Genomic DNA, 14,714 nt, shown 5'->3' with positions numbered 1-14,714 from the left:
GATGCGCAATATGTCAAGTTTGGAAGGTCCGGATATGCCCGCTTTATACATTCGCATCAAAGAGGATATCCTCAACAAGATCACAAACGGCACCTACGGCGAAGGCACGATCATCCCATCGGAGATGGAACTCGCCACCATGTACAACGTGAGCAGGCCAACCATACGCCAGGCCGTACAGCTGCTTGTCAACGAAGGGTACCTGGAGAAGCGAAAGAGACGCGGCACGGTGGTATGTCGGCCCAAGGTGCGCCAGGCATTCAGCCTTGGCATCCGCAGCTATGAGGATGAAGCGAACACCGCCGGATCCGCTGTGGAAACCGTTGTCTTGCTGTTCAAGCGAACCAAGGCAAACGAGGAAGTCGCCAGCCGACTGGGGGTTTCCGTTCACGATGATGTCTTTCGCTTGGTCCGCGTCCGCCGCGTGGACCAAGAGCCCAACGTACTCTCTGAAACGTATATCTCATGTAGCCGCTATCCCGAGATAGACGGCGTCGATTTCACGACCAATCGCCTCTACGACGTACTGGAAGCAACCGGCAGGCCCGTTGTCGATGCCGAGTATTCCCTTGAGGGGGCACGCGCCGACGCCTATTCCGCGGCAATTCTGGGCATAGAGGAAGGGGATCCGCTGCTGATTCTGCACACCGTCGGCCGCAACCAGCAAAGAGACGCCGCCGAATACTCCATCTCCACCTACCGGGGAGAACGAACCTCGTTCTCGTTTGTCGCCACCAGAATATAGGGAGGATTTGGACGAGCCACCCTACCTAGCAGCCAACTTGAGCAACCGCTCGACCATACAGCCTATGCGCGCACCGACGACGAGCTTGATGGCATCCGGGATGACGAAGGGGAGCACCGCGAGCATCAGCGCCGGAACCAAATCGAATTGGGCCACTATCATGAGCTGAGCGGTTCCGCAGGCATACGCTACCGCAAGCATCGCGATATCGGCAAGAAGGACGCGCGCGAATGGACGCACCCGCCCCGCAAGCGCTCTCGCGATCACCCCGGCAACAGCGACCCCAAGCAAAAAGCCCCACAGAAAACCACCTGTGGGACCCGCGATAACGACGATGCCGCCGCCGAATCCGGCAAAGACCGGCAGCCCCAGCGCGCCAAGCAGCAGATACACCCCCACTGCAGCGCACGCGGTGGTAGCATCCAGCACCGCCGGAAGCAGCGCCAGCGCCATGGTCTGCAGCGTAAAGGGCACGGGACCCAGGGGGACGCTCACCCACGATGCAACGGTTAGAAGCGCGACAAACACGCCGGCGCGCGCAATCTGGCGAACGTTCATAGCGAAGGCACGTCCTCTCTTTAAAGCCCAACGAGCACAAAAAGGGTACTCCAAACCGCTCGCGCGCGCCACAGGACAGCGGGGAACCGTCGCTGCAGGTGCGGCTCAGCACCCAACTTTGAAAGCGAGGAAATGCAAAAGGGCCCCGGATGCCGGAGCCCTTCGTGGTACAGATGGATTCGAGCGAGCATGCGGCTGGCCTTCCAAGCCGTCGCGCTCGCAATATCAGCGCTCGCCAAGAAGCTTTTGAAGCTGCATGGCGAGGCCGTTTTGGTCGTTGGTGAGCTCGGTGACGCCCGCCGCGGAGCTCTTGACCTCCGCGGGAGCGTTCGCCATGGCATAGCTTCTAGGCACCGCGCGCAGCATGTCGATATCGTTGCGACCATCGCCGAACGCGATCGCGCGATCGATATCGAAACCAAGGTGGTCGCAAACCACGTGAACTCCCTCGCTCTTGGTGACATCCCCGCGCATGACCTCGCACAGCGTCTCAGACGAGCGGACCGCCGTGAGGTTGGAGTAAGCAGCGGAAATCCGCTCCTGAGCAGCGGCGATTTGGTCGGGATCGCCCATCAGGAGGAACTTGTGGATTCCCCGTTCGTCAAACGCTTCGCTCAGCGGAGCGCGGGTTGCCTTGAGCGTGGTGATGCGCTCCTCGTTCATAATGCGCGGATCGGTGTCGTCATCGCACGCCCATGTGTGGAAACCATATTCAGAGCAGCAGATATCCGGCAGCTCCGCATCGAGGAACGACTTGAAATCAAGCGCCTCGTCCAGGGCAATGGGCTTGCTCAGCAATTCATTCCCCTGATCGTCCAACACGTACGCGCCGCTATAGCACACCAACGGACCCTTAAAGCCAATCTCGTTTTGAATGGTATAGAGTCCCTCCGGCATGCGTGCAGACACCAACACAAACGGTATGCCCAGAGGCGCTAAGCCCTGAATCACAGGACGAGAACACGCGATCACGCGGTGTTCGGCGTCGAGCAGCGTCCCATCGACATCGGTGAAGACGATATCGAATGCAGCGACATGATCGGTTGCCATATAGATTCGCTCCCCTCGAGCAGCAGCCAGGACAATAATGGCCGCTTCTCCCTATCGCGCGCATTTCGTCCCGTCTGAGGTGTGTATGTACAGTTGCATCATGCCTTTTTGGACGATGGAGCCTTGTCGATATCAACGCCTGCCTGGGACAAGATTCCCTGAACGTTAGCTGTCGCCCGCGTGATCCCCACGCGAAGCACGATCGCCGCCGGAATACCGAGAACCAGGCACACCGCACCGACTGCCGTGGCGACGCCGTTGGCAGAGCTGGAAGACCATATCAGCAGAATGGCTCCGACAGCGACCAGCGAGTAGGCCAGGCGCAGCCAGACCTTAAGGTGCTGAATCGCATCGGTCTGCATCCTCGCCTCCTTGACAAGGTCGGCACGGCTCCAATTCTCCGTGTTCACGGGCCTGGGCATGGCTGTCATCCTCCAAAAGGCACTTAAGCTGCGGGCCGCGGCAATATGCTCGCGGCACGCATACGGTTGTATCAGCTTGTAATGCTAAACCACGAAAACGGTTACGCGACCGGCGCGGCGATGGTGGCGGCGCCGAAGAAGCCAACTGCAGCGCCGATGAAGGCGACGACCAGAAGGATCAGCATGGTGACGATGGGGCTAACCTTCTTCTTGGCCATGAGCCACCAGCAAAGGATGGTGAAGCCCATGGGCAGAAGCTTGGGGAAGATGCCGTCGAGCGTGCCCTGAAGGGTGCCTCCGCCGGGAAGGGTAAGAGCGGTAGTGATGTTTACCCAAGTAGCCGCAACAGCACCGATGACCATGGTACCGATCATGACGATGGACTCACGAAGAGCGGTGGCGTTGGGTCCCACCAGCGCCTCAACGGCAGCGCCGCCCAGGTCGTAACCACGGAAGTAGGCAAAGCGCATACCAAAGTACGCCAGCAGGTTCCACACCACGATGTAGAAGATGGCGCCCAGAGGGGAACCGCCCTCGGACAGGCCCATGGCGATGCCCAGAAGGATGGGGATAAGGGTGCCGACGATCAGCGAGTCGCCGATGCCTGCCAGCGGGCCCATCAGGCCGGCGCGAATGCCGTTGATGGTCTCGTCGTCAATCGCCTCGCCGTTTGCACGGGCCTCCTCAAGACCGACGGACACGCCGACGATCATGGCGCCGATCTGCGGCTCGGTGTTGAAGAACGCAGTGTAGGTGTTGAGCGCCTTCGACTGCTCTTCCTTCTTCTCGTACAGGTCCTCGACGATCGGCAGCATGGAGACCAGGTAGCCGAACGTCTGCATGTGCTCCTGGGAGAAGCAGGTGAGGTTTCCATAGTACCAGTTGTGGAACGACTTAGAGAGGGCCTTCTTGGAGACCTTCTTGCCAGTGTTCTCAGCCATTAGATATCCTCCTCGTCCTCATCGTCGGCAGAAGCGATGGCGGCGGCGGTGCCAGCCGTAGCAAGCTTCTGCTTGAGGGTGGTCATGTTGAAGTTGATCAGCGCGAAGAAGCACGCGATTACAGAGCAGGCGATCAGGTTGCAGCCCATGACGGCGGCAAGGGTGAAGCCAAAGAAGAAGGTCAGGAAGTCCGTGGGCTTGGAGATGACCTGCTTGAGCAGGATCGCGATACCGACGCAGGGCAGAAGCGAACCGACGGCGAACAGGGTCTTCATGGCCAGGCCGTCCATGGGAAGGCTGGTCATAACGAAGTCAACGGCGCCCTGGCCCGCCATAAGGATGAAGAACGTAGGCAGGAAGGAGCAGATGATGTGCGAGATCCAAGGCAGAACCATGTCGACCAGGTAGAGCTTGTGGGTATCGCCCTTCTCGAGGGCCTTCCAACCGTAGGACTGCCACACCAGGTTAATGGTAGCGGTGCCATAGAAGAGAATGGCGCCGATGGTGCCGCAGGTGGCACCAAGAGCGGTCGCGACGGCGACGGCCTCTGCACCGGAGGGGTTGGCCGCCAGATCGGGCTGAGCCTGGATGGCCATCATGGCCAGCGGGATGCCGATGTAGCAAGCGGCGCGAACGTCAGCGGAAACGGTTCCGCCGGGGGTGACCAGGGCAATGTAAACCACCTGGATAGCCGTACCGACGATGATGCCCAGCGAAACGTCGCCCATGATAAGGCCAACGACCAAGCCTGCGACCAGAGGACGGCCAAGCGTGTAGTTGCCTACCGAGGTGCCACCCAGACCGGGCATCGATGCCAAACAGGCGAAGATGCCAAGCAGCGCGGCTTGCCAAATTTGGATTGTCATACGTACCACCTTTCTTATTCCAGCGCTTTAATACGCTGACAGCTCCCCGCCCAACCTCCCTCATTGGGACGGGGCCGCAATAATGCGCTCATTTCAAGCAGCTTGGGTCCTAGAAACCAAACTGATCGCGGAACTTCTCCCACTTGCCAATGCCCTTATCGGGAAGCAGACGGAAGTCGACCTCGTAGCCCGCCTTGGAGATGTCCTCGAATGCCTGCGCCTCCTCCTGGGTGATGGACTGGTTGTTGCCCAGCTTCACCGTGTTGGGGCGATCGTTGCACGGGCCCACGATGACGGTCTTGACGTCGCTGGGAACAAAGCCCATCTCAACCAAGATCTCACGCATGTCCAGCGGGTTTTTGGTGATGAGGAAATAGCGGGTCTTACTGTCCAGAACTGCCTGAGCCTTCTCCTTGAAGTGCTCCATGGTCCACACAAAGGTCTTCTTGTCCGGAGCGGCGCTCTTGTACGCGCTCTTGAGGACCGGGTTGCCGGCAGCGGCATCGTTAACGGCGATCAAGCCGTCGCAAGGATACTCGACTGCCCAGCGGGTGCAGGTCTGACCGTGGATCATGCGGTCATCGATGCGAACGAAAGAAATCATGATGCTGTCCTTCCCTCTCAAGCCCATTAGGACTGATAACTTATCAACTCGATAACGTCGTGCTACAAATCTTCCTCGTCCTCATCATATGCGAGAACGATTTCAGTTATCCCCATGCGAGACTCATCCACCAAGCGCGACCTAAGCTCCTGGAGATCGCCGGAGCCCAGGCTCATGAGCGCGGTCATCGCCATGGGTAGATTCATTCCTGCAAAGACGATGGTCGAAGGCAGCATACCGGCGGAAGCGATCTCGTTCATGGCGTTGGTCAAAGGCGAGCCGCCCTGGATGTCGCCCATGAGCACGATTTCGTCTTCGGCGCTCATATCCTCAATGGTCTTCTTGAAATTCTCGACGAACGCTTCAGCACCCATGCCGTCTTCCAAACAGCAATGCCTGACCGCGGGGGAATCCCCTCCAAGCATTTTTAGGACGCTGTGCATTCCTTCTGCGAGCGTGCCATGGCTCACAAGTACCAGATAGCGCATATCGCTCCCCTCCTCGATTGCTCCGGCCCGTGCCGTCGCCCTTCGAAAGTAATTATTACTATTAACTATTTGTTCATGACAATTATTTCGTGAACGGTAGGTTTAGGAGGATTAATGGTGTTAACTATTTCGTAGTAACGAGTTTGGGGTCACATGACTACGAATGGAGCGATTTACACTAGCCTGCAAATAAAAAACGGGGTGCACGACCCCGCTTACAAACGATTCCTTTAACCGATGCCCTATTCACTAGAGCGCTTTCGACGTTTTGTCTTTTTCTCTTTATTGATTTCGGGCTCGCGATTATACGTAATGCTGTACGCCTTTTCCAGGACGTTGAGAAGCTCCAACACGTTTTGATCACCCAGGGCGCTCAACTGGCTTGCGACCGCGGCGACGCCGCCGCCCGATGTGCTCTCAGTGTGTTCCCTACCCGCTTCAGTTGCAGCTACAAGGACCTTGCGACGATCGTTGGAATCGTTCTTTCGCTCTACATAGCCCTTTGCCACCAAAGAATCCAGAATGCGCGTCATGCGAGGGCGGGTGTAGCCCAACGTATCCGCTAAAACCGAGGGGTTCATCTCGGCGTCATTATCCACAAGATATTGCAGCACCGGCTCCTCGCCCACCGAAGCGGCACGCGCAGTTCCCAGCGAACCCTTGGCCAGACCACCGGAATATACAATTAGCTTCCGAGCGGCCTCCTCGTAATTCACCATCGAACCCCGCCCCCCTTCGAGATAGCAAAAAGCACTTTAAAATGATTAACAGTATTGATTATTCCCACTTTGTCCATTTTATCAAGCTGCCTTTGAAAAGGAATGTCAAATGTGCGGACATGCCCTGAAGGCACCTTCATTTGAAGAAAAAGCCCGCCTGGAAGCTACCAGACGGGCTCGTTTCATTTCAAATGGTGCCCCCAACGGGATTCGAACCCGTGATATCCACCTTGAAAGGGTGGCGTCCTTGGCCGCTAGACGATGGGGACAGCGGTAGAAAGTATAGCAGAACTCCCGCGATGTAAAAGAGTGCACAAAAAGATGACGACTACAAAGGCGGGACAAGACAAGGATCGAACCAATTTGTAACAAACTATTTGTTTTTCTACCAAACATACCGTTTGCCCTCAAGTTTCAACCTATCACCTATCTCGTCAGAAGTAAGCCGAATGAAACTGTAAGCCGTAGGGTATCTTTGCGCCATGTACCGGCATGCATATACATCCAACTCGCGGACGCTCCGCGGCTATGAAAGGAGTTATGACATGGGATTGTTCACCGGCAAAACCGTTATCGTCACCGGCGGCGGCAAGGCGACCCTCAAGGATGGATCGGCGGGATCGATCGGCTACGGCATCGACATCGCTTTCGCCAAAGAGGGCGCCAACCTGGTAATTACCGGCCGCAACGTCGCCAAACTCGAGGCCGCCAAGGAATCCCTTGAGGCCGAGTACGGCGTCAAGGTCCTCCCCGTCCAGGCAGACATCTCTGCCGGTCAGGACAACGAGGCCATTGTTCAGCATGTAGTTGACGAGACAATCGCCGCATTTGGGCGCATCGACGCCCTGGTCAACAACGCCCAGTCTTCTGCTTCCGGCGTTACCATCGCCGACCACTCCATGGAGCAGTTCGACCTAGCCATCTACTCGGGCCTGTACGCCACCTTCCTCTATATGCAGAAGTGCTACCCGCACCTCAAGGAGACCCGCGGCTCCGTAGTGAACTTCGCCTCTGGCGCCGGCCTCTTTGGCAACTTCGGCCAGTGCTCCTACGCCGCGGCCAAGGAGGGCGTCCGCGGCCTCACCCGCGTCGCGGCCAACGAATGGGGCCCGGATGGCATCAACGTCAACATCGTCTGCCCGCTTGCCTGGACCGCGCAGCTCGAGAACTTCCAGAACGCCTATCCGGAAGCCTTCGAGGCAAACGTCCATATGCCTCCCGCGGGCCACTACGGCAACGTCGAGACCGAGATCGGCCGCGTTGTCGTCCAGCTTTGCGGACCTGACTTCAAGTACATGAACGGCGAGACCGTCACCCTTGAAGGCGGCATGGGCCTGCGCCCGTAGGCAGCTGCCAGCGAATCAACATGAGGGCGGCGGGGTTCATCCCCCGCCGCCCTTTATCCGCTAGCTAGCGAAATCTACACGTAGAACAGGATGTCGTCGTAGGTGGGAACGGGCCAGTAGTCGGCGGCCACGATCTCCTCCATGGCGTCCACGGCAGCGCGCAGGCGCTCCATCGCGGGAGCGATTTCATGAGCGTACATGTTGGCCTGCTGCTGAGCGTCCTCGATAGCCTCGGCCTGCTGGTGCAGGGCGTCGAGCGCCTTGATGGACTCGTTGATCTCCGTAACGCCGCTGCACAGCTTGTTCAGCGTGTTCTGCTCGCACTGCATCACGGCCTCGGCGCCGGCGGCGCGGATGGTCTCCAGGCCCTTGGCGACCTTGGTGGCGTACGCGGTGATGACGGGGCGATAGGTTCGGCGCGCCTCGCGGACCATGGTGGTCGCCTCGATGTTCATGAGCTTGTTGTACTTCTCGAGCTTGCAGTCATAGCGGCAGACGGCCTCGGCGTGGGACAGAACGCCCATGCTCTCGAACAGCTCAAGGTTCTTCGGCGCGATAAACGCGGGCAGAGCGTCGGCAGTGGTACGGAAGTTGCACAGTCCGCGCTTCTCGGCCTCGACAGGCCACTCGTCAGAGTAGCCGTCGCCCGAGAACAGGATGCGACGATGCGCACGCAGGTGCTCGGCACAGTAAGCAAGGGCCTTCTCCTGGAACTCATCGGCAGGGGTGCCCTCGAGCGCGTCGGCGAAGTCACGCAGCGCCTCGGCCACGGCGCAATCGAGCACCATGTTGGCATCGGATACGTTGGCCTCCGAGCCCACGGCGCGGAACTCGAACTTGTTTCCGGTAAAGGCGAAGGGGCTGGTGCGGTTACGGTCCGTGTTGTCCTGCTCAAGGTCGGGGAGCACCACAGCGCCCAAGTCGATGACGCCGGTGGTGGCGTGGACCGACGCCTTGCCGTCCATGATCAGCTCGACTGCCTCGGTGAGCTGGTCGCCCAGGAAGATCGACATGATCGCCGGGGGAGCCTCGTTAGCGCCAAGGCGGTGGTCGTTACCGCAGCTGGCCACGCTGGCGCGCAGCAGGTCCTGGTACTTGTCGACGGCCTCGATCACCGCGGTCAAGAACACCACAAACTGCAGGTTCTCAAGCGGGGTGTCGCCCGGATCAAGCAGGTTCTCGTCCGCCGTGCCAATCGACCAGTTGTTGTGCTTACCGGATCCGTTGATGCCCTCGAACGGCTTCTCGTGGAGCAGGCACACCAGGTCGTGGCGGCTGGCGATGAGCTTCATCTTCTCCATCGTAAGAAGGTTGTTGTCAACAGCCTCGTTCAGCTCGGTGTAGACCGGCGCGAGCTCGTGCTGGCAGGGCGCGACCTCGTTGTGCTTGGTCTTCGCGGGGATACCCAGCGCCCACAGCTCATCGTCCAGATCCTTCATGTAGGCGGAAACCGTGGGGCGGATGGCACCGAAGTAGTGCTCCTCCAGCTCCTGGCCCTTAGCAGGGGCGGCGCCAAAGAGGGTGCGGCCGGTGATGACCAGGTCACGGCGACGGCGGTAGGCGTCCTTCTTGATGAGGAAGTACTCCTGCTCGTCACCCACGCTGGGGACAACCTTCTTGGGAGCTTTGCCAAAGAAGGCGAGTACGCGCTTGGCCTCGCGGTCGAGCGCCGTCATGGAGCGCAAAAGGGGCGTCTTCTTGTCCAGCGCCTCGCCGGTGTAGGAACAGAAGGCGGTGGGGATGCACAGCACCTCGTCCTTGATAAAGGCGGGGCTGGTGGCGTCCCAAGCGGTGTAGCCGCGGGCCTCGAAGGTGGCGCGCAGGCCGCCGTTGGGGAAGCTCGAGGCGTCCGGCTCGCCCTTGATCAGGGCTTTGCCGGTAAATTTGGTAATCGCCGTACCATCGTGGTTGGGTTCCAGGAAGCTGTCGTGCTTCTCGGACGTGATGCCGGAGAGCGGCTGGAACCAATGGGCATAGTGCGTGGCCCCGTTGAGTAGGGCCCACTCCTTCATGGCATGGGCGACGGCGTTCGCCACGTCCAGGTCCAGGGGCTCCCCCTCCTCGATGGTAGCCGCGAGCTTCTTGTACACGTCCTTGGGCAGCCAGCGCTTCATGACGTCTTCGGAGAAGACCTTGGTGCCGAACCGTTCGGTAAGGTTGGACATGACTCGCTCCTTCCTGTCGCACCGCGGCATCGCCACGGCGTCTCTTGCGGATGACACTTTGGCAGACTAAGCAGAATTCGTTGCATGTGTGTTTCGAAACGTGCGGGCAACAAGAGCGCAAACGAATGGAAAAAACCCGCCCATAGCATGTTCAGCCGAACGATTGAGAAACGAGACATCGATTGGAGCACTCTATGGACGCTACGGATTCCAAAGACCCCGCGCAGCGAAGTTCCCATGTGAAGACGCTTTGGCGACCTGAATTTGAGCACGACGCCTGCGGCATCGGCGCGCTGGCAAACATCAATGGCCACAAAAGCCACCAGATTTTGGACGATGCACTCTCGGTGCTTGTCAACCTTGAGCATCGAGGCGGCGTCGGGCTGGAGCGCAACACCGGTGACGGCGCGGGCATCTTGTTCCAGGTTCCGCATCGCTTCTTCCGTAAAGAGGCTCAAAAATGCGGCCAGATCCTGCCGAAAGAAGGCGACTACGGCGTCGCCATGCTCTTTTTGCCGCAAGATGCCCAGGGCGTAAAAGATGCCAAGCGCGTCTTTGAGGAGGGCTGCGCCGCATGCGGCGTGCCCCTGCTGTTCTGGCGCCAGGTACCGGTCGACCCGCATGACCTGGGTTCCACCGCGCAGGCCTGCATGCCCACCATCATGCAAGCGTTCTTGGGCAGGCCCGACGGCGTGGAGGCGGGCGACGACTTTGAACGCGCCCTGTATATATGTCGCCGCACCATCGAGAAGCGCGCCGACGCCTGCCCCGCACTCGAGGGCAAGATCTTCTATGCGTGCTCCATGTCCAGCCGTACCATCGTCTACAAGGGAATGTTGGTAGCAACCCAGATGCGCCGTTTCTATACGGACCTCAACGATGCCGCGGTCAAGACCGCCGTGGCCCTGGTCCACTCGCGCTACTCCACCAACACCACCCCTAGCTGGGAGCGCGCGCACCCCAATCGCTTCATCATCCACAACGGCGAGATCAACACGCTTAAGGGCAACGTCAACTGGATTCGCGCCCGCGAACCAAACCTGTACTCCCCCGTACTGCAAGGCGACCTGGACCGCGTGCTGCCCATCATCAACCGCGAAGGCTCCGACTCCGCGATCCTGGACAACGTACTTGAGTTCTTGGTCATGAACGGCCGTCCCATGACGCGCGCCGTCTCGCTACTTGTGCCGGAACCCTGGGACAACAACGACGCTCTCTCACCCGAGCGCCGTGCCTACGACGCCTACCAATCCATGCTGATGGAACCCTGGGACGGCCCCGCCGCGATCGCCTTCACGGACGGCCGCACCCTGGGCGCCGCCCTGGACCGCAACGGCCTGCGCCCCGCGCGCTACTACGTCACCCGCGACGACCGCTTCCTGCTCTCCTCCGAGGTGGGCACCATCGAAATCGACCCCGCCAACGTGCTGACCAGCGGATGTTTGGGGCCGGGCGAGATGCTCGAGGTCGACATGCAGGCGGGCCGCGTGCGCTACAACGACCAGCTGCGCGACCAGATGGCAAAGCTCAAGCCGTTCCGCGATTGGATTGACGAGGAGACCATCACCCTGGACACCCTTGTGCAAGAGCAGCGCGACCGCGATTCCCAGCAGACTGCCAGCACAGAGGATGAAGGCGTTTCCCGCGCGGTGCGCGCCACCAAGCTGGGCATACACTGGGATGACGTGGACGAAATCCTGCGGCCCATGGCGACCACCGGTAAAGCACCGCTTGCCTCCATGGGCATCGACGCGCCCCTTGCCTGCCTCTCTGGCAAGACGCGCTCGTTCTTCGACTACTTCTATCAGCTCTTCGCCCAGGTCACCAATCCGCCCATCGATGCGCTGCGCGAGGCCCACGTCACCTCCACGGTGCTCTACCTGGGCAACCACGGCAACCTGCTTGAGGACTGCCGCAACACCTGCCAGCTCATCCGCTTGGATGCGCCGCTGCTAACGCAAGAGCAGTTCGATAGCATCGTCTCCATCAAGCGCACCGGCTTCAAGAGCGCCCGCTTCCGCGCCGTGTTCAAGCACGATGGCGGCGATGGCGCGCTTGAAGAGGCCTTGGAACAGCTAGGCGCCCAGGTTGAGGCCGCCGTGCGAGATGGCGCAAGCATCATCGCCCTATCCGATCGCGCCGGCGCGGACGAACTGCCCATTCCGTCGCTTCTAGCCGTGTCCTCCGTCCACAACCACCTCATTAGGCGCGGCCTTCGCACCTTTGCAGACATGATTGTGGAATGCGGCGACGCGCTGTCCTCGCACGACTTCTCCGCCCTGGTTGGCTACTCTGCCAGCGGCATCTTCCCTTATGAAGCCCATGCCCAGATCGCGGCAATGGCGCAGGAGGGCGACCTTGCAGACGCATCCGGCCGCGCGCTGAGCGCCCAGGAGGCCATCGCCAACTACAACCGAGCCGCCGTCGCAGGCATGGTGGGCATCATGTCCAAGATGGGCATCTCCACGGCGCAGAGCTACCATTCCGCCCAGATCTTCGAGGCGGTCGGTCTTGCGGACGGCCTCATCAACCGCCACTTCACCGGCACCGTAAGCCGCGTTGGCGGACTTGACCTGCCCCAGATCCAAGACGAGATGGAGCGCCGCTACGACGCGGCGCAGGCGATCACCCGCTCTCCCGCATCGGACGAGCTGCGAACCCTGGGCCTTACCACCTGGCGTCCGCTGGACGGCGAGGACCATCTCATCGACCCGCAGACCATCTACCTGCTGCAGCGCGCCGTCCGCACGGACAGCGCCGAGGACTTTGCCGCCTACAGCGCGCGCCTGCATCGCCCGGGTCGCTGCGTTCGCTTGCGCGACCTTTTGGACTTCAACGCAGCCGGCCGCAAACCCCTGCCGCTTGACCAGGTGGAGAGCGCCCGCAGCATCGTCACCCGTTTCAACACCGGTGCCATGAGCTACGGCTCTATCAGCCAAGAAGCCCACGAATGCATGGCCATCGCCATGAACCGTTTGCACGGACGCTCCAACTCCGGCGAGGGCGGTGAAGATCCGCGCCGCGAGACGCCGCTAGCCAACGGCGATTCCAAGAACTCCGCCATCAAGCAGGTGGCGAGCGGACGCTTTGGCGTCACCAGCCGCTACCTGGCAAGCGCCACCGAGATCCAGATCAAGATGGCGCAGGGCGCCAAGCCCGGAGAGGGCGGCCACCTGCCTGGCAAGAAGGTGTACCCCTGGATTGCCGAGGTGCGCCGTTCGACCCCCGGCATCGGCCTCATCTCTCCCCCGCCCCATCACGACATCTACTCCATCGAGGACCTGGCGGAGCTTATCTTTGACCTCAAGTGCGCCAACCCCGGCGCGCGCATCAGCGTCAAGCTGGTCAGCGAGGCGGGCGTGGGCACCATCGCTACCGGCGTGGCCAAGGGCGCTGCCAACAAGATCTTGATCAGCGGCCACAACGGAGGCTCCGGCGCCGCGCCGCGCGACTCCATTTGGCATGCGGGCCTGCCTCTTGAGCTCGGCCTGGCCGAGGCCCAGCAGACGCTGGTGCAAAACGGCCTGCGCTCCCGCGTGGTGCTGGAGGCGGACGGCAAGCTTATGGACGGCACCGACGTCGCCGTCGCCTGCCTGCTTGGCGCCGAGGAGTTCGGCTTCGCCACCATGCCGCTCATCGCCATGGGCTGCCTCATGCAGCGCGACTGCCAGCAGGACACCTGCCCCGCGGGCATCGCCACGCAGAACTGCCGCCTGCGCCACGGATTTGCCGGCAAGCCCGAGCACGTCGAGCGCTTCATGCTCTTTGTTGCCGAGCAGCTGCGCGAGGTCATGGCGCGCCTTGGGTTCGCCACGGTGGACGAGATGGTTGGCCACGTGGAGTGCCTGCACCAGGTAGAGGTAGAGGGCAACGACAAGGCGAACCTCATCGACCTGTCCGCCGTGCTGGCACCGGCCGTCTGCAGCTTCGGCCGTCACCTGCCCGGCGCCGACGCATGCCACTACCTGCCCGAGATGGCGGCGGACTCCCAGCTCGAGCGCACGCTTGACGCAACCCTCTTCATCCCCCACACCGCGGAGGCGCGCGAGCACCTGCGCCCGGTTCGCTTCCATGCGGACATCGCCAACATCAACCGCTGCGTGGGCACCATGCTGGGCCATGCGGTCACCTCCGCTCATCCGGACGGCCTGCCCGCGGGTTCCATCACCATCGACTGCGATGGGTCGGCTGGCCAGAGCTTTGGCGCCTTCCTGCCCGCAGGCATCACCTTGAACGTTGAGGGCGATGCCAACGACTACTTTGGCAAGGGCCTCTCCGGCGGCGAGCTCTCCGTGCGTCCCAAGGCCACCGCGAGCTATAAGTTCGACGAGAACGTTATTGTGGGCAACGTCGCTCTTATTGGCGCCACCAGCGGCCGCGCCTACATCAACGGCCTTGCCGGCCAGCGCTTCGCCGTGCGCAACTCCGGCGCCGTCGCGGTGGTCGAGGGCGTGGGCAACTGCGGCTGCGAGTACATGACCGGCGGATGCGTGCTGATACTGGGCGAGGTTGGCCACAACTTCGCCGCGGGCATGACCGGCGGCATCGCCTACGTCTATGACGAGTACGGCACCCTGCCCAGCCGCATCAACGACGGCGGCATTGCGCTGCGCACGCCCACTCAGGCGGAACTCGGCCAGATCCGTACCCTGCTCGAGGAGCACGTCGCCGCAACGCAGAGCCCGCGCGGTATCAAGCTGCTCTATCGCTTCGACGCCATCAAAGACCGCTTTGTCAAGGCAATCCCCACCGATTACGAACGCGTCATGCAGCAGTCCGCCAACGCCAGCTACCAGAAGGAGGCCTAGGC

Annotated in this window: 12 protein-coding genes and 1 tRNA gene; 3 read left to right on the top strand and 10 right to left on the bottom strand. The window is 60.9% G+C overall.

The features are described 5' to 3' along the window. Positions 1-34: 34 nt before the first annotated feature. A complete protein-coding gene (locus B3H65_RS10250; protein WP_281694442.1) occupies positions 35-745 on the top strand; it encodes a GntR family transcriptional regulator in 711 nt (236 codons plus the stop codon). A gap of 21 nt (positions 746-766) precedes the next feature. On the opposite strand, the gene B3H65_RS10245 is transcribed toward B3H65_RS10250, so the two are convergent. From B3H65_RS10245 to B3H65_RS10205, 9 genes are all read right to left on the bottom strand, one after another. After that, on the bottom strand, positions 767-1,303 hold the full coding sequence (locus tag B3H65_RS10245; RefSeq protein WP_286685141.1) for a biotin transporter BioY: 537 nt from the start codon (positions 1,301-1,303) through the stop codon (positions 767-769). A 225-nt stretch (positions 1,304-1,528) separates the two neighbouring features. Next, positions 1,529-2,353, bottom strand: coding sequence for a Cof-type HAD-IIB family hydrolase (locus tag B3H65_RS10240; protein WP_286685140.1), 825 nt, complete (start codon positions 2,351-2,353; stop codon positions 1,529-1,531). A 98-nt stretch (positions 2,354-2,451) separates the two neighbouring features. After that, complete coding sequence (locus B3H65_RS10235; protein WP_286685139.1) at positions 2,452-2,775, bottom strand: hypothetical protein; 324 nt, start codon at positions 2,773-2,775, stop codon at positions 2,452-2,454. Between the two features lie 101 nt (positions 2,776-2,876). Further along, positions 2,877-3,716: a PTS system mannose/fructose/sorbose family transporter subunit IID gene (locus tag B3H65_RS10230; RefSeq protein WP_281694438.1), complete on the bottom strand. Its 840-nt coding sequence runs from the start codon at positions 3,714-3,716 to the stop codon at positions 2,877-2,879. After that, positions 3,716-4,582: a PTS mannose/fructose/sorbose/N-acetylgalactosamine transporter subunit IIC gene (locus B3H65_RS10225; RefSeq protein ID WP_281694437.1), complete on the bottom strand. Its 867-nt coding sequence runs from the start codon at positions 4,580-4,582 to the stop codon at positions 3,716-3,718. Before B3H65_RS10225 ends, B3H65_RS10230 begins: the two co-directional genes overlap by 1 nt. A 109-nt stretch (positions 4,583-4,691) precedes the next feature. Next, the gene (locus tag B3H65_RS10220; protein WP_281694436.1) at positions 4,692-5,186 is read right to left on the bottom strand and encodes a PTS system mannose/fructose/N-acetylgalactosamine-transporter subunit IIB; all 495 of its coding nucleotides are present in this window, start codon (positions 5,184-5,186) and stop codon (positions 4,692-4,694) included. Between the two features lie 62 nt (positions 5,187-5,248). Then, entirely contained in the window at positions 5,249-5,674 is a 426-nt protein-coding gene (locus tag B3H65_RS10215; RefSeq protein WP_286685138.1) for a PTS sugar transporter subunit IIA, read from the bottom strand. Positions 5,675-5,916: 242 nt separating this feature from the next. Next, positions 5,917-6,390 carry a MarR family winged helix-turn-helix transcriptional regulator gene (locus B3H65_RS10210; RefSeq protein ID WP_270239500.1) on the bottom strand — a complete coding sequence of 158 codons (474 nt, stop codon included), beginning with the start codon at positions 6,388-6,390 and terminating at the stop codon, positions 5,917-5,919. 195 nt (positions 6,391-6,585) lie between these two features. Beyond that, a tRNA-Glu gene (locus tag B3H65_RS10205) sits at positions 6,586-6,662 on the bottom strand. Between the two features lie 276 nt (positions 6,663-6,938). On the opposite strand from B3H65_RS10205, the gene B3H65_RS10200 reads away from it, so the two are divergent. Then, on the top strand, positions 6,939-7,739 hold the full coding sequence (locus tag B3H65_RS10200; RefSeq protein ID WP_286685137.1) for an SDR family NAD(P)-dependent oxidoreductase: 801 nt from the start codon (positions 6,939-6,941) through the stop codon (positions 7,737-7,739). Between the two features lie 74 nt (positions 7,740-7,813). Here B3H65_RS10200 and B3H65_RS10195 read toward each other — a convergent pair whose 3' ends face one another. Beyond that, positions 7,814-9,904, bottom strand: a complete 2,091-nt coding sequence (locus tag B3H65_RS10195) for a glutamine synthetase III (protein ID WP_117678866.1) — start codon at positions 9,902-9,904, stop codon at positions 7,814-7,816. Between the two features lie 194 nt (positions 9,905-10,098). Here B3H65_RS10195 and gltB point away from each other — a divergent pair, with 194 nt between their 5' ends. Beyond that, positions 10,099-14,712, top strand: a complete 4,614-nt coding sequence (gene gltB / locus B3H65_RS10190; RefSeq protein WP_286685136.1) for a glutamate synthase large subunit — start codon at positions 10,099-10,101, stop codon at positions 14,710-14,712. Positions 14,713-14,714: the final 2 nt, after the last annotated feature.

It is taken from the genome of Collinsella sp. UBA1693 (assembly GCF_002320115.1).
GTDB classification, from domain to species: domain Bacteria; phylum Actinomycetota; class Coriobacteriia; order Coriobacteriales; family Coriobacteriaceae; genus Collinsella; species Collinsella tanakaei.
The sequence above is the reverse complement of the archived record's forward strand: the minus strand, read 5'-3'. Positions and strand labels throughout refer to the sequence as shown.

Coding starts and splice junctions, on each gene's coding strand:
- B3H65_RS10225 (WP_281694437.1), bottom strand. CDS start 4,582: ATGACAATCCAAATTTGGCAAGCCGCGCTGCTTGGCATCTTCGCCTGT.
- B3H65_RS10220 (WP_281694436.1), bottom strand. CDS start 5,186: ATGATTTCTTTCGTTCGCATCGATGACCGCATGATCCACGGTCAGACC.
- B3H65_RS10230 (WP_281694438.1), bottom strand. CDS start 3,716: ATGGCTGAGAACACTGGCAAGAAGGTCTCCAAGAAGGCCCTCTCTAAG.
- B3H65_RS10235 (WP_286685139.1), bottom strand. CDS start 2,775: ATGCCCAGGCCCGTGAACACGGAGAATTGGAGCCGTGCCGACCTTGTC.
- B3H65_RS10240 (WP_286685140.1), bottom strand. CDS start 2,353: ATGGCAACCGATCATGTCGCTGCATTCGATATCGTCTTCACCGATGTC.
- B3H65_RS10200 (WP_286685137.1), top strand. CDS start 6,939: ATGGGATTGTTCACCGGCAAAACCGTTATCGTCACCGGCGGCGGCAAG.
- gltB (WP_286685136.1), top strand. CDS start 10,099: ATGGACGCTACGGATTCCAAAGACCCCGCGCAGCGAAGTTCCCATGTG.
- B3H65_RS10245 (WP_286685141.1), bottom strand. CDS start 1,303: ATGAACGTTCGCCAGATTGCGCGCGCCGGCGTGTTTGTCGCGCTTCTA.
- B3H65_RS10215 (WP_286685138.1), bottom strand. CDS start 5,674: ATGCGCTATCTGGTACTTGTGAGCCATGGCACGCTCGCAGAAGGAATG.
- B3H65_RS10195 (WP_117678866.1), bottom strand. CDS start 9,904: ATGTCCAACCTTACCGAACGGTTCGGCACCAAGGTCTTCTCCGAAGAC.
- B3H65_RS10250 (WP_281694442.1), top strand. CDS start 35: ATGCCCGCTTTATACATTCGCATCAAAGAGGATATCCTCAACAAGATC.